General features: G+C 67.1%; 17 protein-coding genes. 12 read left to right on the top strand and 5 right to left on the bottom strand.

The window, feature by feature from the left end:
- The first annotated feature begins 9 nt into the window (after positions 1-9).
- The 3 genes from C8J46_RS16285 to C8J46_RS16275 are packed head-to-tail and all read left to right on the top strand — an operon-like array spanning position 10 to position 3,787.
- Positions 10-1,542, top strand: coding sequence for a hypothetical protein (locus C8J46_RS16285; protein WP_132741436.1), 1,533 nt, complete (start codon positions 10-12; stop codon positions 1,540-1,542).
- Between the two features lie 41 nt (positions 1,543-1,583).
- Entirely contained in the window at positions 1,584-2,570 is a 987-nt protein-coding gene (locus tag C8J46_RS16280) for an aspartate carbamoyltransferase catalytic subunit (RefSeq protein WP_132741434.1), read from the top strand.
- Positions 2,567-3,787 carry an amidohydrolase family protein gene (locus C8J46_RS16275; protein ID WP_132741432.1) on the top strand — a complete coding sequence of 407 codons (1,221 nt, stop codon included), beginning with the start codon at positions 2,567-2,569 and terminating at the stop codon, positions 3,785-3,787. The genes C8J46_RS16280 and C8J46_RS16275 overlap by 4 nt, the downstream gene beginning before the upstream one ends.
- 201 nt (positions 3,788-3,988) lie before the next feature.
- On the opposite strand, the gene C8J46_RS16270 is transcribed toward C8J46_RS16275, so the two are convergent.
- From C8J46_RS16270 to C8J46_RS16260, 3 genes are read right to left on the bottom strand one after another with little or no spacing between them, the layout of a single operon-like run.
- Positions 3,989-5,308 carry an SPOR domain-containing protein gene (locus tag C8J46_RS16270; protein WP_132741430.1) on the bottom strand — a complete coding sequence of 440 codons (1,320 nt, stop codon included), beginning with the start codon at positions 5,306-5,308 and terminating at the stop codon, positions 3,989-3,991.
- Between the two features lie 16 nt (positions 5,309-5,324).
- Positions 5,325-5,780, bottom strand: a complete 456-nt coding sequence (locus C8J46_RS16265; RefSeq protein ID WP_132741428.1) for a hypothetical protein — start codon at positions 5,778-5,780, stop codon at positions 5,325-5,327.
- Position 5,781: 1 nt separating this feature from the next.
- The gene (locus C8J46_RS16260; RefSeq protein WP_132741426.1) at positions 5,782-6,486 is read right to left on the bottom strand and encodes a ParA family protein; all 705 of its coding nucleotides are present in this window, start codon (positions 6,484-6,486) and stop codon (positions 5,782-5,784) included.
- 177 nt (positions 6,487-6,663) lie between these two features.
- On the opposite strand from C8J46_RS16260, the gene C8J46_RS16255 reads away from it, so the two are divergent.
- The 3 genes from C8J46_RS16255 (at position 6,664) to C8J46_RS16245 (ending at position 8,557) form a co-directional block, all read left to right on the top strand.
- Positions 6,664-7,683: an SPOR domain-containing protein gene (locus tag C8J46_RS16255; RefSeq protein ID WP_132741424.1), complete on the top strand. Its 1,020-nt coding sequence runs from the start codon at positions 6,664-6,666 to the stop codon at positions 7,681-7,683.
- A gap of 81 nt (positions 7,684-7,764) precedes the next feature.
- Positions 7,765-7,974 carry a hypothetical protein gene (locus C8J46_RS16250; protein WP_132741422.1) on the top strand — a complete coding sequence of 70 codons (210 nt, stop codon included), beginning with the start codon at positions 7,765-7,767 and terminating at the stop codon, positions 7,972-7,974.
- A gap of 100 nt (positions 7,975-8,074) precedes the next feature.
- Positions 8,075-8,557, top strand: coding sequence for a hypothetical protein (locus C8J46_RS16245; RefSeq protein WP_132741420.1), 483 nt, complete (start codon positions 8,075-8,077; stop codon positions 8,555-8,557).
- 136 nt (positions 8,558-8,693) lie between these two features.
- Here C8J46_RS16245 and serB read toward each other — a convergent pair whose 3' ends face one another.
- Positions 8,694-9,575, bottom strand: a complete 882-nt coding sequence (gene serB / locus C8J46_RS16240; RefSeq protein ID WP_132741418.1) for a phosphoserine phosphatase SerB — start codon at positions 9,573-9,575, stop codon at positions 8,694-8,696.
- A gap of 16 nt (positions 9,576-9,591) precedes the next feature.
- Between serB and miaA the strand changes: the two genes are divergently transcribed.
- The 6 genes from miaA to leuA all read left to right on the top strand — a co-directional run bounded on the left by miaA (position 9,592) and on the right by leuA (position 16,980).
- Positions 9,592-10,497, top strand: a complete 906-nt coding sequence (gene miaA / locus C8J46_RS16235) for a tRNA (adenosine(37)-N6)-dimethylallyltransferase MiaA (RefSeq protein ID WP_243643452.1) — start codon at positions 9,592-9,594, stop codon at positions 10,495-10,497.
- 82 nt (positions 10,498-10,579) lie between these two features.
- Complete coding sequence (locus tag C8J46_RS16230) at positions 10,580-12,328, top strand: acetolactate synthase 3 large subunit (protein WP_056048115.1); 1,749 nt, start codon at positions 10,580-10,582, stop codon at positions 12,326-12,328.
- Between the two features lies 1 nt (position 12,329).
- The gene (gene ilvN / locus C8J46_RS16225; RefSeq protein ID WP_056048113.1) at positions 12,330-12,845 is read left to right on the top strand and encodes an acetolactate synthase small subunit; all 516 of its coding nucleotides are present in this window, start codon (positions 12,330-12,332) and stop codon (positions 12,843-12,845) included.
- 216 nt (positions 12,846-13,061) lie between these two features.
- Positions 13,062-14,081: a ketol-acid reductoisomerase gene (gene ilvC, locus C8J46_RS16220; protein ID WP_132741414.1), complete on the top strand. Its 1,020-nt coding sequence runs from the start codon at positions 13,062-13,064 to the stop codon at positions 14,079-14,081.
- Between the two features lie 442 nt (positions 14,082-14,523).
- Positions 14,524-15,129, top strand: coding sequence for a YceI family protein (locus tag C8J46_RS16215; protein ID WP_132741412.1), 606 nt, complete (start codon positions 14,524-14,526; stop codon positions 15,127-15,129).
- A 192-nt stretch (positions 15,130-15,321) separates the two neighbouring features.
- Positions 15,322-16,980 (top strand): 2-isopropylmalate synthase, encoded by a 1,659-nt coding sequence (leuA, locus tag C8J46_RS16210; protein ID WP_132741410.1) that lies wholly within the window; start codon positions 15,322-15,324, stop codon positions 16,978-16,980.
- 44 nt (positions 16,981-17,024) lie between these two features.
- Here the strand turns inward: leuA and C8J46_RS16205 are convergent, their stop codons facing one another.
- Positions 17,025-17,702, bottom strand: a complete 678-nt coding sequence (locus C8J46_RS16205; RefSeq protein WP_132741408.1) for a type 1 glutamine amidotransferase domain-containing protein — start codon at positions 17,700-17,702, stop codon at positions 17,025-17,027.
- Positions 17,703-17,833 lie beyond the last annotated feature (131 nt).

The following is a 17,833-nucleotide window of genomic DNA, read 5'->3' as shown; positions in this document are numbered from 1 at the left end:
GGCCTGCTCATGCCGCACCCGACCGACCAGGACAGGCCGAAGCCATGGTGGGCCACGCGCCGCTATGGCGCGCTGGTCAGCCTGCTGCTCGCGGCCCCGCTGCTGTGGCCGGCAATCCCGCCACTGACCGACATCTTCGGCCATCTGGCGCGCTACACGATCGTCGCACGGATCGGCACGTCGCCATATCTGCACCAGTGGTTCGCGACGCACTGGCAACTCTCGGGCAATCTGGGCGTCGACCTGATCGCGGCCGCAGTCGGTCCGGCCTTCGGCATCGTCCTCGTCACCAAGATCACCATGATCGCGACCGCGGTGCTGACCGGCGGCGGCATGCTGCTCGTCGCACGTGTGGCGCATGGCCGCCTCCCCCCGACCGCACCGTTCGCGTTGCCGCTCGTGTTCGGCATGCCGTTCCACTACGGCTTCCTCAACTACAGCCTGTCGCTCGCGCTGGTGTTCCCCGCGATCGCGCTTTGGTTGCGGCTGGGGTCTCGGCGAGATCGCGGCATCGTACGCGCCGCGCTCTTCGTGCCGATCGGCCTCGTGATCTGGATCACGCATCTGGCCGGCTGGGGGCTGCTCGGCCTCGTCCTGTTCGCGATCGAACTGGCGACCGCGCGACGCGATGGCGCCCCTTACTGGCGCGCGGTCATCGCCTGCCTGCCGCTTGCCGCACCGCTCGCGCTCCTGCTGCTCCAGCCGGCTGGATCGTCGACGATCGGCATATCGCACTGGTTCGACGGCTCGCTGAAGCTGTTCTTCGTCCTCGCCGTGCTGCGCGATCAGAACGCCGTGTTCGATATCGCCAGCGCCGTGCTGCTCTACGCGCTCGTCGTGTTCGGCCTGCGCGGGCTGGGTTTCCGCATGGAGCCACGCCTCGCCTACGCGGCGGCGGCGGTGTTCGCGGCGTTCCTCGTGATACCCGGCATGATCATGGGCTCCGCGCTCGCCGACATGCGCGTACTGCCCTGCGCGCTGGCGCTGGCGATCCTGTCGCTGTCGCCGACCAGCACGGCGCAGCGTAACCTCAATCTGCTGGCCATCGCCGCGCTGGCGTTCCTGGGGCTGCGGCTGGCGGTCCAGACGATCGGCTGGGCGCGCACCGCGACGCTGCAACGGGAACAGCTTGCCGCGCTCGACCATATCCCGCGCGGCAGCCGCGTGTTCGTGCTCGTCACGCTTCCCTGCGAATCGGCGTGGAGCAGCCACCGGATGGATCATCTCGGGCTGATGGCAATCGTCCGCCGCGACGCGTTCGCCAACGGCGTGTGGGACATGCCGTCGTCGCAACTGACGGTGCACCGACCCGATGCCGCCGGCTTCGTCTATGCCGGCAGCCAGACGCTGTTCCCCGCCGGATGCCGGTACGACGAGCAGTACGACCTCCCTCACGCACTAGCGACGATGCCGAGAGCGGCGTTCGACTTCGTCTGGCTGATCGACACGCCAAGCACCGCCTGGCCGAACGATCGCGGCCTCCACCGGATATGGTCGGGCAACCGCGGCGCACTGTACCGGATCACGCGCGCGCCGATCTGAGCCTTGCCCCCTGCCCCTGCGGCCACTATCCCGCGGCTTTAATGCGCACTTCAGATCACCGCCCCGCCGCCCTCATCGAAGGCGGCGCCGTCTTCCCGCACCGGCATCTCACCGGCATCGACGGGCTCCAGCCGCACGAGATCGCGTTCCTGCTCGACGAGGCGGAAACCTGGGTCGGCGCGAACCGGACGCACGCGACGCCCGACAAGCGGCTCGCGGGGCTCACCCAGATCAACGCGTTCTTCGAGAATTCCACGCGCACGCTGCTGTCGTTCGAGATTGCGGGGAAGCGGCTCGGCGCCGACGTCGTCAACATGCACGCCGCACAGTCGAGCGTGAAGAAGGGCGAGACGCTGATCGACACCGCGATGACGCTCAACGCAATGCGCGCGGACGTGATCGTGATCCGGCATATGTCGTCGGGCGCAGTGCGGTTGATCGCGGACAAGGTAGACTGCCCCGTCCTGAACGCTGGCGACGGGCGTCACGAGCATCCCACGCAGGCGCTGCTCGATGCGCTGACGATCCGGCGGCGGAAGGGCTCGATCGCGGGCCAACGCGTCGTCATCTGCGGCGATCTGCTGCACAGCCGGGTCGCGCGCTCGAACATCCTCGCGCTGACCGCGCTTGCCGCCGAGGTCCGCGTGTGTGCGCCGTCGACGCTGATGCCGCCGATGATCGAACGGATAGGCGTGACCGCGTTTACCGATTTCGACAAGGCGCTGGAGGGTGCGGACGTGGTGATGATGCTCCGGCTCCAGAACGAGCGGATGGACGGGGCTTACGTGCCGTCGACGCGCGAATACAGGCTGCGCTACGGCCTGACGCTCGACCGGCTGGCGAAAGCGGCGCCCGATGCGCTGGTGATGCACCCCGGCCCGATGAACCGAGGCGTCGAGATCGACTCGGCGGTGGCCGATCACGCACGCTCGGCGATTACCGAACAGGTCGAGATGGGGGTCGCCGTCCGCATGGCCTGCCTCGACGTGCTGACACGAAGAGCGCGCGGCGTGGAGGGTTGGGCATGATCCTCGCTCTCACCAACGCCACGCTCGCCTGCCCGGTCGGCGGCGTGACGAAGGGCAATGTGCTGGTCCGCGACGGCGTGATCGTTGCGACCGGCATCGTCGACATTCCTTCGGATGCGGACATCGTCGACTGCGCGGGCAAGACCGTGGCACCCGGGATCGTCGATCTTGGCGTAGCCAAGGTCGATCGTGCCGCGTTCCGCGCCGGCGGGATCGTCCGGATCGGCCTCATGCCCGACCAGTCGCCGGTGCTCGACGATCCCGGCATCGTCCAGCGTGCTGCGCTGATCGGCAAGCCCGACCTCTGGATCCACCCGATCGCCGCCGCCACGCGCGGGCTCGAAGGCCATGACCTCGCCGAGATGGCCATCTGCCTGTCGGCGGGCGCAAAAGCGGTCGGCACGGGGAAGCACTGGATTGCGGACAGCGGCGTGATGCGGCGCGTGCTAGCCTATGCGCGCGATCTCGACGTGACGGTGATCGCGCATGCCGAGGATAGCGGCCTCACCGCCGGCGCGGTCGCGACCGAAGGCGAGACCGCCACGCGGCTTGGCCTGCCCGCCGCGCCGGCTGTTGCCGAAGCCTTGGCGATCACACGCGACCTGATGCTCGCCGAGGATACCGGCGCGCGTCTCCACATCCGCCAGGTTACCACGGCGGCGGGGTTCGACCTGATCCGTGCGGCGAAGCGTCGCGGCGTGTCGGTGACGTGCGGGATCACGCCGGCGCATCTGCATCTGTCCGAGATCGCGGTCAGCGATTTCCGATCGTTCGCGCTGCTCTCACCGCCGTTGCGTGCCGAGGGCGACCGCCGCGCGGCGCTGGCGGCAATCGCGGACGGGACGATCGACGTGCTGTGCTCGGGCCACGAACCGCGCGGGCCGGAGGAAAAACGGCTGCCGTTCACGGACTCGAGCAGCGGGATGGCGGGCGCGGAGACGCTGCTGCCGCTCGCGCTGATGCTGGTGCGCGACGAGCATCTGACGCTGGAACGGCTGTTCGCGCTGCTGGCGCGCAATCCGGCGCGGGTGTTGGGGCTCGATACGGGTACGCTCGAGGTGGGCAAGCCTGCCGACCTGATGCTGTTCGATGGCCAGGCCCCGTGGCAGATCGTCGGGGAGGCGTTCAAGGCCGAGGCGGGGAATACGCCGTTCGACGGGCTGCCGGTGCAGGGCCGCGTGCTGCGGTTATGGAAGGGTGGCCGCGAGGTTCGCTAGTACTGCCACCCGATCACTACCGCATCACCACCACCCCGGCGGAGGCCGGGGCCCAGTTGGAAAGGTTGTCGTGACGGAGCGCCGCCCTCAATTAGCGACGTTCCCCAACTGGGCCCCGGCCTCCGCCGGGGTGGCACTTATTCGGCCGGGGTGGCGTTTACTCCGCTGGGGTGGTCGTTACTCTTTGGGAAGCGCCCCCCCTTACCGCGACGCCAACTGCATCCCGGGCTTGCGCAACCACTGCGCCATCGCATCGCCCGCGCCCATCCGGACGAAGCACGCCCCGCCCTTGGCGCGGTACTGCCGACACATCGTATCCGCCGCAGACCGGCTGAACCCGCCGACCGACAGCCGGTAGAAATCCTCGCCATCCGCTTTGAAAGTCATGCCGTTGGGCGTGTAGCCCGCGAGCACCGCGAACCGCTTGGCCGCACGCCCCCACGCATCGCGCGCAACGCCGGCGCTGTCGAACGCGCCAAGCTGCACATACCAACGCCCGGTGGCAGGCGTCTTCACCTGATACGCCGCGCTGGCCGTGCCGCGACCCGTTGGCGCAGGAGCCGAGGCGACCTTGATCGGGCCTCCCGCCGGACGGAGCATCATGGCGGGCATTGCCTGGACGACCTCCTGCCGCGGCCCGAACGATACCTTCGAAAAACCTGCGACCGGCGCAGCGGTTGGAACGGCAGCAACCTCGACCGGGGCCTCCACCACCACCGGATCGACCGCCGCGAGCGCCTGTGCGGGCGCACCTGGCACCACGGGCGCAGGCGCGTTCAACGCGAGCGCGACCGGCTGGCCCGCATCCGCCACTGCGCGCACCCCGAGCAGGCTCGCCACCTGATCCGACGCGTTGGCGGGCTGCGCGAACGACGCCCATTGTTCGAGCCGCGCATCGACGTCGGCGGGCGCCATGTCCGCCGCCGCGACCACGCGCGCCTCCTGCCAGCGCCCCGCCAGCGCAAAGCTCAACGCCAAATTCTGCCGCACCTTCGCGTTCGCCTCGGGCGACCGCGCGGTTTCGGTCAGCAGCGCGATCCCCCCCGCGGTATCGCCCGCGAGCGACAGCGCCAGCCCGCGATCGGGCGCCGGGATGATCGCCGCGTGCGTCGCCAGCGTCTGCCGCGCCGCCTGCCAGTCGCCCGTCGCGACCTGTGCCAGCGCGAGGTTGAGCGCTGCCTTGCCGTTGGTCGGCGACAACTGCAGCGTATCCGCGAACGCCTGCGAGGCCGACACGAACCGCCCGCCCTGCAGATAGCTCTGGCCGAGCAGCATGCGGTAGTCCGCCGATTGCGGCATCAGCGCCACCGCACCCTCGGCAAAGCCGATCGCCGCCGGACCATCACGCCTGGCGAGCGCGGTCTGCGCCCTGCCCGCATCCGTCGCCGCGCCTTTCGACGCGAGCGCCACGCTGCGATCGCTGGCCGAGGCTATGCCGCCACCATTGGCCGCGCAGCCGACCATGGTGCCGCCGAGCATGAGGGCGGAAATGCTGCCGAGGAGGAGTGCGCGCGTGGTCATCGGGATAATCCCTGTTTCAACGTTTTGGCGTGGCCGGCGGCAGCTGCGCGACGAGCGCATCCACTTCCGGCAAGGTCTGGAGAAAGGCATCGAGAGCGAGCGTGACGAGATGTTGCGACGACGATCCGGTGACCGCACTCGCGAGCCGCAACCGGAGGTGTCGATCGGTATCGAGCCGCAACGTGAACGCGGCCCTCGCGCCCTTCGTCTTGGCACGAGTCTCGCGGCCGATCCGCGCGGCGGTGGCGTTCGAGACCGACGCGACCGCAACCGGACGTTCGATCTCGACCTTCAACGCCTCGCGCGCGACCAGCACCGACGGCACGGCCGAGCCCATGTCGTTCCAGCCGAGATCGTCGCCCGCGTCATCGGCCGGCGCATTCAGATCCTGCGGCCGCATCGCCGGACGCGCGTCGCCCTTGCGCGCCAGCAGCGACGACGACAGCGCGGCGCGAGGTTTGGTCTGGGCCATCTCAGCCGACACCCCGACGGCCGAAGCCGCCTGCGACAGGACGCTGCCCGACGGCGGCCGGCACGCTGAACACGGTGCGGCGGAAATTCTTCTCGAGCCGGTCGCAGACATAGGTCCACAGCGCCTCGATCTCGGCGGTCGAGCGAGTGTTCGCATCGAGCTCCATCACCGTCCGCCCGTCGATCATCGAGACCGCGAAGTCGGTGCGCTGATGGACGATCACCGGCGCCACCGTGCCGTGCTGCGACAGCGCCAGCGTCGCGTCGGCAGTGATCCGCGCTTTCGGCGTGGCAGCGTTGACGACGAAGATCAGCGGCTTGCCGGCGCGCGCGCACATGTCGACGGTCGCACCGACCGCGCGCAGATCGTGTGGGCTCGGCCGCGTCGGCACGACGATCAACTCGGCGACCTGGATCACGCTCTGGATCGCCATCGTGATCGCCGGCGGCGTATCGATCATCGCCAGCTTGAAGCCTTGCTGGCGGAGGATTTCGAGATCGGCGGCGAGCCGCGCGACGGTGGTCTGCGCGAAGGCCGGCTCCTCGGCGGTGCGTTCGTTCCACCAGTCGGACAGCGAGCCCTGCGGGTCGATGTCGATCAGCACCACCGGACCATGGCCCGCACGCTCCGCCTGGACGGCGAGATGACCCGTCAAGGTCGTCTTCCCCGATCCCCCTTTCTGCGATGCGAACGCCAGAACGCGCATAATCTGCCTGATCCCCCGATAGTCGCAGCCGGCATGGCAGGCGCGGGTCAAGAAGCGGTTAACAGCGCGTCATAATGGGGTTGATCCGAGCGAAATCGGTCGGAAATTACCCGTACGCCCTTTGCCTAACGCGGCGAACGGCGGCATGGTAGCGATGAGTCGATATGGGGTAGAGCGATGACGGTTGGGCGTAAGCTTCTGGTGGGTGCGATCGCACTGAGCGGCGTGTTCGCCGCCGTCCCCGCCTATGCCGATGTGAAGGCCGGCGTCGACGCCTGGGGCAAGGGCGATTACGCGCGGGCCGTCGGCGAGTGGCGACCGCTCGCGATCGCCGGCGATGCCGACGCGCAGTTCAATCTCGCCCAGGCGTACAAGCTCGGCCGCGGCGTGCCGCTCGATCCCGGCCTCGCCGAAAGCTGGTTCCGCAAGGCGGCCTTGCAGGGGCATCTCCAGGCCGGCGACAATTACGGCCTCGCGCTGTTTCAGGCGGGGAAGAAGACCGATGCGCTGCCCTGGCTCGAAAAGTCGGTCGCACGCGGCGAACCGCGGACCCAGCTGGTACTCGGCACGATGCTGTTCAACGGCGATGGTGTGCCGCGCGATTTCCCCCGCGCCTATGCGCTGATGACGCGCGCATCGGCGTCCGGGTTGCAGTCCGCCTCGCAGACACTGGCGCAGATGGACCAGTATATTTCGCCCGCCGACCGCGAGAAGGGCACCGCGTTGGCGCAGCAATATGCGTTGCAGGCACCGCCCGCCGCCCCGTCGCGATCGACCGTCGGAGCGACCAGCGCACGAGTCGACGTACCGGCGCCGCGAACGGCCGAGACGCCACGGCCTACGCGTTTGCCAGCGAGTTCGCCCCCTGCCCGCGGTCCCGCGCCGACGCGTGAACTTGCGGCCAAGCCGACGCCGCCGAAACCCGCGCCGGTAAAGGCGGTTGCGGCAAAGCCCGCGCCAAAGCCTGCGCCGGTCAAGGCTACGGGCAATTGGCGCGTCCAGCTCGGTGCGTTCCGCGATCAGGGCAATGCCGAGACGCAGTGGAACAAGGTGCGCGGCAGGCTGCGTGGCGCGCAGCCTTTCTACACCAAGGCGGGCACCGTGACGCGGCTCCAGGCCGGCGGGTTCGCGTCGAAGGCGGACGCGACGCGCGCCTGCTCGGCAGCGGGCGTGCCCTGCGTGATCGTCGCGCCCTGATCTGAGGGACCCAAACGCGGTGATACGCATGACGATACTCATGACGATACTCATGACGATACTCATGACGGGGATATGCGAATGTTCTTTCTGACCCTGGCGTTACTGTCGGCGCCATCGACCTGCACCGAGATCAAGCAGCAATGCCGCGCGTGCCCGACCGAGGGCAGCCTCAAGGGGTGTTCGACGGTCGGCATCGCCTGCCAGCCGACGCGGCGAGTGTGCGAACCCGCTACGCCTGCAAAAGCCGTGGTACGCCCGGATCGCGGCGCCGACAAACGGTCGCATTGATCGACCGCGGTGCCGTCGTTGCGAGGGCAGGACCTGGCGCGGCAGGGATCAATTACCCGGACCGGTCGTTTCGTTTCGACATCGACCGGGAGCTAGATGAATGATTAAGACCTTGGCGCTGGCGTTTGCCGGCGCAACGCTGTTAGCCGCGTGTTCTGGCGAGCAGCCTGCGACGACTACGAGCAACGACGCGATGGTGGATAACGGCGTGTCGTTGCGCAACCTCGCGGAAACCGACGTGGCCGTCCCCAAACCCGAGCAGCTGACGGTCAAGGGCCGGCTGATCCCGACCCCGTCCGATCCGACCTCGCGGCACTTCCTGCTGCGCGAACGCAAGGCCGTCGGCGGCACGATCATCGCGATCCTGCGGCAGGAGCATGACGGTAAAGTTGCCTATGCGCGCACCGAGACCGACTGCGCCAAGCGGCTATTCCATGTGCTGGGCGTCGGCCCCAACCGCGCGCTGGTAGAAACCAACATCGCGCATGACGGCCCGTTGCGGCCGATCAAGGGGCTGCCGTTGCGTGAGGAACTGGCGACATACGTCTGCGAAGCGAGCGGCACGCCGTTGGCGAAGGCATAACCAAATCCAGGTCGGCGATCGTACAGGCCGCCGACCACCCTAGTCCGTCATCCTGGGCTTGAACCAGGATCCAGTGCCAAGGGGAACATCGCCTGTGGCTCTGGATCCTGACTTTCGTCAGGATGACGGACTTGGGTTACTCTGCAACCCAATCGCGTTTCGGAATACCCTGCGCATAGAGCAGCGCCGTCAGATCCCCATGATCGATCCGCGCAGCCGCAGCAGCCGCCACGATCGGCTTGGCGTGATACGCCACCCCAAGTCCCGCCGCCTCGATCATCGCCAGATCGTTCGCGCCATCACCGACCGCAAGCGACTCCTCGACCGCGATCCCCCGCTCGGCGATTGCTGCGCGCAACGTCGTCAGCTTCGTGTTCGAGCCTACGATCGGCTTGGTCACCGTCCCCGTCAGCACGCCGCCGTCGATCTCCAGCACGTTGGCGATCGCCCGGTCGAAGCCGATCTCTTTCGCTACCGGCTCCGCGAACCGCGTAAACCCGCCTGACACCAGCACCGCCACCGCTCCGCGGGCGCGCATCGTCCGCACCAAAGCCTTGGCGCCAGGCATGATCGTCACGCGCTCGGCTAAGCAGCGTTCGATGTCGCTTTCGGCCAGGCCTTTGAGGAGCGCTACGCGCGCATCGAGCGCGGCTTCGAAATCGAGTTCACCGCGCATCGCGCGCTCGGTGATCTCCGCGATCTGCGGCTTGATCCCGGCATAGTCCGCCAGTTCGTCGATGCATTCGACGGTGATCATGGTGGAGTCCATGTCCGCGACCAGCAGCGTCTTGGTCCGCGACAAGCTTGACTGTACGACCACGTCCGCCCCCGAGAAAGCACCCTCAAGCGCGCCCCGAGCCGCATCCGGCGCCATGCCGAAGATCAGGTCGGCGGCATCGCCCTCGTCGATCCAGCCGCTCGCGCCCGGTGCGCAGCCCGCGTCGCGCAGGCGGTCCATCGCGGTCGAAATATCGCCTGCGGTCAGCGTGCCCGAGGCTATAAGCGTTGCCGTGAACATAGAAACTCTCCCGAAGGTGGCGCTCATCGCAGGGCCGACCGCGAGCGGCAAGTCCGCGCTCGCGGTCGCCATCGCTGCGCGCCACGACGGCGTCGTCATCAACGCCGACTCCGCGCAGGTCTATGCCGACCTCCGCATCCTCACCGCCCGCCCGTCGGCGGAAGAAGAGGCCAGCGCCCCGCACCGGCTGTTCGGCCACGTGGATGCGGCCGATGCGAGCTACTCGGCCGCGCGCTGGGCTGCCGAGGCGACGCTGGCGATCCGCGATACGCTCGCCGAGGGCAAGCTGCCGATCCTAGTGGGTGGCACTGGGCTCTATATCCGCACGCTGCTCGACGGTATCGCGCCCGTCCCTACGATCGACCCGGCCCTTCGCGAGCAAGTCCGCGCCCTCCCCGTCGCCGAGGCGCGCGCCGCACTCGCGCAACTCGACCCGCAGGCTGCCCAGAAACTCAACGCAGCCGACACCACCCGCGTCGCCCGCGCTCTCGAAGTTGTCCGCGGTACCGGCCGGACGCTTGCCGATTGGCAGACGGAGAAGATCGGCGGGATCGGCGACACGATCGACGTCCGCGCGCTGATTTTGATCCCCGACCGCGACTGGCTCAACGCGCGTATCGACCAGCGCTTCGCCGAAATGGCCGATACCAGCCGCGAGGAAATCACCGCATTCCTCGCCCGCACCGATATCCCGCAGGACGCCCCGATCCGCCGCGCGATCGGTGTGCCCGAGATCGCCGCGCTCGTTCGCGGAGAGACTTCGAAGCCCGACGCCATCGCCGCCGGATCGCTCGCCACGCGGCGCTACGCCAAGCGTCAATATACGTGGCTCCGGCACCAGCCGCCCGCTGCTTGGACCCGCACCGAAGCCCTAGATCTCCCAACGCGCCTGCAGCAATTTGAAACTATATTGCTCAAATGATGTTTGACACGCATCTTTTATATCGGTAGCCGGCCCCTCCACGAGACGCTAAAGGCAGCGTTCTCGCAAAGGATGATATGAAATGACCGAGAAGAGTGGAGCCGATATCCTGATCGAGGCGCTGTGCGATCTCGGCGTGGAGGTCGTCTTCGGCTATCCGGGTGGTGCCGTGCTGCCGATCTACGATGCGCTGTTTCGCTCGGGTAGGATCAAGCACATTCTGGTGCGCCACGAACAGGCCGCGACGCATGCGGCCGAGGGTTATGCCCGCTCGACCGGCAAGCCCGGCGTGGTGCTCGTCACCTCGGGTCCCGGCGCGACCAATGCCGTGACCGGCATCACCGACGCGCTGATGGATTCGATCCCGATGGTCGTGATCACCGGCCAGGTGCCGACCGCGCTGATCGGCACCGACGCGTTCCAGGAGGCCGATACCGTCGGCATCACGCGCCACTGCTCGAAGCACAATTACCTCGTGAAGGACCCCGCCAAGCTTGGCGACGTGATCCACGAGGCGTTCCACATCGCCACCTCGGGGCGCCCCGGCCCGGTGGTCGTTGACATTCCCAAGGACGTGCAGGTCGCGACGGCTCGGTACAAGAAGCCCGGCCCGATCCAGCACAAGACCTATCGCCCGCAGGTGAAGGCCGACCAGTCGCAGATCGAGCAGCTCGTCGACATGCTCGCCGCGGCCGAACGCCCGATCCTGTACACCGGCGGCGGCATCATCAATTCCGGCCCCGCCGCGAGCCAGTTGCTGTGCGAACTCGTCCGCATCACGGGCGCGCCGGTGACGTCGACGCTGATGGGTCTCGGTGCCTATCCCGCGTCCGGTCCGCAGTGGCTCGGCATGCTCGGGATGCACGGCACGTACGAGGCCAACATGGCGATGAATCAGGCCGACCTCGTCGTCGCGCTCGGCTCGCGCTTCGACGATCGCGTGACGGGGCGGCTGGATGCGTTCAGCCCGAACTCGCGGAAAGTGCATATCGACATCGATCGCTCGTCGGTGAACAAGACCGTGCGCGTCGATCTCGGGATCATCGCGGACGTCGGCCACGCGCTCGAGGACATGGTGCGGATCTGGAAGAGCCGCCAGCATCCCAAGCCCGACACGACCGACTGGCAGCGGCGGATCGCCGGCTGGCGCGCGGTGAAGTGTCTCGATTTCCCCGAGAACGATCCGAACGAGATCATGCCGCAGCGTGCGATCCGGGCGCTGTTCGACGCGACGCACGCGCGCTCGCCGATCATCACGACCGAGGTCGGCCAGCACCAGATGTGGGCCGCCCAGCATTTCGGGTTCGAGAAGCCGAACAAGTGGCTGACCAGCGGTGGTCTCGGCACGATGGGCTACGGCCTGCCCGCCGCGATCGGCGCGCAGCTCGGCAATCCGAATGCGCTGGTGATCGACATCGCCGGCGAGGCGTCGATCCAGATGAACATCCAGGAGCTGGCGACCGCGTCGCAATACCGGTTGCCGGTGAAGATCTTCATCCTCAACAACCAGTATATGGGCATGGTCCGCCAGTGGCAGGAGCTCACCTATGAGAGCCGCTATGCCGAGAGCTATTCGGATTCGCTGCCCGATTTCGTCAAGCTCGGCGAGGCCTATGGCTGGAAGGGCATCCTGATCGAGACGCGCGACCAGCTCGACAGCGGGATCGCCGAGATGCTCGCGTATGACGGCCCGGTGATCGTCGATTGCCGCGTGTCGCAGCTGACCAACTGCTTCCCGATGATCCCGTCGGGCGCGGCGCATACCGACATGATCCTGCAGGCGAACGAAGTGTCCGGCACGATGGACGACGAAGCGAAGGCGCTGGTTTAAGATGCACATCTCCCAGGAAAAGGCCGAGCGGCACACGCTCGCCGTCATCGTCGACAACGAACCGGGTATCCTCGCCCGGATCGCCGGCCTGTTCACCGCGCGCGGCTATAATATCGAGAGCCTGACGGTGAGCGAGATCACCGCGGACAAGTCGGTCAGCCGGATCACCATCGTCACCAGCGCCTCGCCGGCGACGATGGAGCAGATCATCGCCCAGCTCGACCGGCTGGTGCCGGTGCACAAGGTCACCGACCTCACCGCACAGGGCGCGCACGTCGAACGCGAACTCGCGCTGGTGAAAGTCCGCGGCACTGGCGACCACCGGATCGAGGCGCTGCGCCTCGCCGACGTCTACCGTGCGCGCGTGGTCGATGCGACGACATCGAGCTTCGTGTTCGAGGTCACCGGCGGCATCGACAAGATCGACAAGTTCGTCGAACTTATGGGTGAAGTCGGTCTGATCGAAGTCGCCCGAACCGGCATCGTCGCGATCGCCCGCGGCAAAGAGCCGGCCTGAGTTTCGCTACCCAAGCTTCATCAACACCCAATTCCACCAAACCCGTCACCGCCCCCATCCGTCACCCCAGCGAAAGCTGGGGTCTCCCCCGGCTCCTGTCCCGCAAGAGCCGCATGAGATACCAGCTTTCGCTGGCATGACGCGATTTGCCGCTGGTGTGGTGAATTCCGGGCACCGACGCTTCACGACCCAATTCTTCCAGAAAGGACCATTCCAATGCGTGTCTATTACGATCGCGACGCCGACCTGAACCTCATCACCGACAAGAAGATCGCGATCGTCGGCTACGGTTCGCAGGGCCACGCGCACGCGCAGAACCTCCGCGATTCAGGCGTCAAGGACGTCGCGATCGCGCTGCGCGAAGGTTCGGCCACCGCCAAGAAGGCGATCGAGGCGGGCTTCGCGGTCAAGTCGAACAAGGAAGCCGCCGCCTGGGCCGACATCGTCATGATCCTCGCCCCCGACGAGCATCAGGCGGCGATCTATGCCGCCGACCTGCACGACAACCTCAAGCAGGGTGCGACGATTGCGTTCGCCCACGGCCTCAACGTGCATTTCGGCCTGATCGAGCCGCGCGGCGATCTCGACGTCATCATGATCGCGCCCAAGGGCCCCGGCCACACCGTGCGCAGCGAATATGTCCGCGGCGGCGGCGTCCCCTGCCTGATCGCGATCGATCAGGACAAGTCGGGCAACGCGCATGACATCGCCCTCGCCTATGCTAGCGGCGTCGGCGGCGGGCGCTCGGGAATCATCGAGACCAACTTCCGCGAGGAATGCGAGACCGACCTGTTCGGCGAGCAGGCCGTGCTGTGCGGCGGCATCACCCACCTGATCCAGGCCGGGTTCGAAACGCTGGTCGAAGCCGGCTACGCTCCCGAGATGGCGTATTTCGAGTGCCTCCACGAGACCAAGCTGATCGTCGACCTGCTGTATGAGGGTGGCATCGCCAACATGCGTTATTCGATCTCGAACACCGCGGAATATGGCGACATCACGACGGGTCCGCGGATCATCACCTCGGAGACCAAGGCCGAGATGAAGCGCGTCCTGGCCGACATCCAGTCGGGTCGGTTCGTGAAGAACTTCATCCTCGACAACCGTGCGGGGCAGCCTGAGCTGAAGGCGGCAAGGAAGCAGGCGCTGGCGCATCCGATCGAGAAGATCGGGTCGGAGTTGCGCGGGATGATGCCTTGGATCGGGAAGAATGCGCTGGTCGATCGCGAGCGCAACTGAGCGACGCGAACGCGCGTGAGCGCGGCCGGCACGACGAAGCCTGCCCATAGGGCACGGCTTCGCCGGGGCCGACGGGTTGGCGTTCCCGAGCGCTCCACACCACCCCGGCGAAGGCCGGGGCCCAATTGGGAAGGCCCCGGTAACGGAGCGCCGTCTTCGGTTAGCGACGTCCCCCAATTGGGCCCCGGCCTTCGCCGGGGTGATTTTGTGAGGTGGGGGCCGGTCTCCCTTTTCTGTTCCCTCGCGAACGCGGGGGGCCAGGGTCTCGGGCGGTGATCGTGGTTTAGCTGGGCCCCCGCGTCCGCGGGGGGAACTGGAACGGGCCAGCGGCCTCGCTTTCTCTCCCCCCACCGACCCAATTCCGAAACACAGCGTTGGCATAACGTCGTTTGACGCGCCCCCTCCGCTCAGCCAGCATCGCGTGTCAAACAGGAGACCCCGCATGCGCCTAGTCCTAGCCACGATCCTCGCCCTCACCGCCGCGCCCGTTCTCGCGCAGACCGCAGGCGTCCCCGGCGCACCGGTCAAGGCACGCGTCGCCGCCGGCACCTACGCGGTCGACCCGAACCACACCCAGATCACGTGGCAGGTCAACCACATGGGCTTCTCGATGCTCGAAGGGCAGCTCGGCGCGTCGGGGGGCAGCATCACGATCGATCCCGCCAAGCCTAACGCGACCAAGGTCGAAGTGACCTTCGCGATCGACCAGCTCTCGGTCACCGCGGCACCGTTTGCCGGCCATCTGAAGTCGAAGGACTTCTTCGACGCCGCGACCTACCCGACCGCCAAGTTCGTCTCGACCAAGGTCGTCGCGACCGGCGACAAGGCGACGATCACCGGCGACCTCACGCTCAAGGGCGTCACCAAGCCGGTCGTGCTGCAGGCGACCTTCATCGGCGCGGGCGCGAACCCGATGAACAAGAAGCTCAACTTCGGCTTCCGCGCGACGACCTCGATCAAGCGCAGCGACTTCAACCTCGGCGCCTACGCCCCGGTCGTGTCGGACAAGGTTGACCTGACGATCAACGCCGCGTTCTCGGCGCAATAATATACCAATTTCCCTATCGCGCTGGACACGGGACGTGTCCGCGCGATAGGACGCCATCAATGACGCACGGCCGCCTCCTGCTGCTTCGACTTACGCGCCCTTAGGCGCGCCGATCGTTTGCGCGGTGGCCATGCCCCGCGCCCCGCGCCTAAGGGCTGACCCGAACGCTCCCGACGACACGAGAGACTGGCCATGCTGCGCGACCCATCGACCAAATACCGACCCTTCCCCCAAATCGACCTGCCCGACCGCCAATGGCCGTCGAAGACCATCGTCAAGCCTCCCCGCTGGCTCTCCACCGATCTGCGCGATGGCAACCAAGCGCTCATCGACCCGATGGACGCGGAGAAGAAGACACGGTTCTTCGATCTGCTCTGCAAGGTCGGACTGAAGGAGATCGAAGTCGGTTTCCCGAGTGCGGGCGCTACCGAGTTCGATTTCATCTCCGGGCTGGTGAAGACCGGGCGGATCCCCGACGACGTGTCGATCCAGGTGCTGACCCAGTCGCGCCGCGACCTGATCGAGACGAGCTTCGCCAGCCTGGTCGGCGCGAAGACCGCGATCGTGCATCTGTATAATGCGGTGTCGCCTGCCTGGCGGAAAATCGTGTTCGGGATGGACCGCACGCAGGTGAAGCAGATCGCAATCGACGGCGCCAAGGTGCTGCGCGACGAAGCCGCCAAGCAGCCGAACGTCAGCTGGCAGTTCGAATACAGCCCTGAGACCTTCTCGACCGCCGAACTCGATTTCTCGCTGGAGGTTTGCGAGGCGGTGATGGAAGTCCTCATGCCGACGCCCGAAAACCCGATCATCTTCAACCTGCCCGCCACCGTCGAGTGCGCGACGCCGAACATCTATGCCGACCAGATCGAATGGTTCGGCCGCCACATCCGCAACCGCGACGCAGTGGCGATCTCGCTGCACACGCACAACGACCGTGGCACCGGCGTCGCAGCGGCGGAACTCGGCATGATGGCGGGCGCCGACCGGGTCGAAGGCTGCCTGCTCGGCAATGGCGAGCGCACCGGCAATTGCGATCTCGTGACCGTCGCGCTCAACATGTACACGCAAGGGGTGGATCCGCAGCTCGACCTGTCGGACATCGACGGCGTCGTGAACACGGTCAACTACTGCACCAACATCCCCGTCCACCCGCGCACGCCCTATGCCGGCGACTTGGTCTTCACCGCGTTCTCGGGGTCGCATCAGGACGCGATCAAGAAGGGCTTCGCGGCGCAGGAGGCGAAGAACGACACGCTGTGGGAGGTGCCGTATCTCCCGATCGACCCCGCCGATCTCGGTCGCAGCTACGAGGCGGTGATCCGCGTCAATTCGCAATCCGGCAAGGGCGGCGTCGCCTGGGTGATCGAGCAGGACAAGGGCCTGAAGCTGCCCAAGCGCCTGCAGGCCGACTTCAGCCGCCACGTCCAGGCCTATGCCGACGAAACCAGCCGCGAGTTGAACGCCGCGGATATCTGGGGCCTGTTCGAGCGGACGTACATGCCGCAGGCGGACGACCGGGTCGAACTGCGCGACTACGAGGAGAGCGGCGCCTCGGGGCAGCGGGTGTTCATCGGCCGGGTTGCGATCGACGGCGAGGAGCGGTCGATCTCCGGACGCGGCAACGGTCTGATCTCGGGCGTGATCGCGGCGATCGCAGAGTCGACCGGGCCGACACTCGACGTCATCGATTACAACGAGCACGCGATCGGCCACGGTGCGGACGCGCAGGCGGCGGCGTATGTCGAATGCCGTACGGCCGAGGGAAAGACGGTGTTCGGGGTCGGCATGGACACCGACATCGCCACCGCCTCGGTCCGCGCCGTCCTGAGCGCCGCCAACCGCGCCTGACCTTGCAGAGGACGGCCACCGGCTGAACCGGTGGCCGTTTCTTCTTATGCCAGCTTCGCCAGCAGCGCCTGCGCCGCCTTTTCCGACGATGCCGGGTTCTGGCCGGTGATCAGCAGGCCGTCCTCGACGACGTGCACGCCCCAATCGGCGGTCTTCGAATACTTGCCGCCCTGTTGCCCGAGCATGTCCTCGACGAGGAACGGGACGATATCGCTGAGCCCGACCGCGGCCTCCTCGCTGTTGGTGAAGCCAGTGACCGTCTTGCCGTTGACGAGCGGCGTGCCATCGGCAGCCTTCACGTCGCGCAGCACGCCGGGCGCATGGCAGACCAGCGCGACCGGCTTGCCCGCACCGATCGTGTCCTCGATCAGCGCGATCGATGCCGGATCGTTGGCGAGGTCCCAGAGCGGCCCGTGCCCGCCCGGATAGAACACCGCGTCATAATCGGCGATCCGCATATCGGACAGCTTGCGCGTATCGGCGAGTGCTGCGGTTGCCTCCGCATCCGCCTCGAACCGGCGCGTCGCGTCGGTCTGCGCGTCGGGCTTGGCGCTGCTCGGATCGAGCGGTGGCTGGCCACCCGCTGGCGATGCGAGCGTGATGTCCACGCCGGCGTCCTTGAACACGTAATAGGGCGCGGCGAGTTCCTCGAGCCAGAAGCCGGTCTTGCGGCCGGTATCGCCGAGATCGGCATGCGAGGTGAGGACAACGAGAATTTTCAACTTTGGTCTCCGGATCGGGGATTACGGGGAGGGAACGATCCGGCTCTAGGATCGGTACCTTACGCCTGAGAAACGAATTGCGCCCGATCGTGGGACTATCGCCCCGAGCGGGACCGACACTCATACGGCGG

Origin of the sequence: Sphingomonas sp. PP-F2F-A104-K0414 (assembly GCF_004340945.1) — a bacterium.
Lineage (GTDB): Bacteria > Pseudomonadota > Alphaproteobacteria > Sphingomonadales > Sphingomonadaceae > Sphingomonas.
This window is presented reverse-complemented; position numbering and strand designations above follow the sequence as displayed.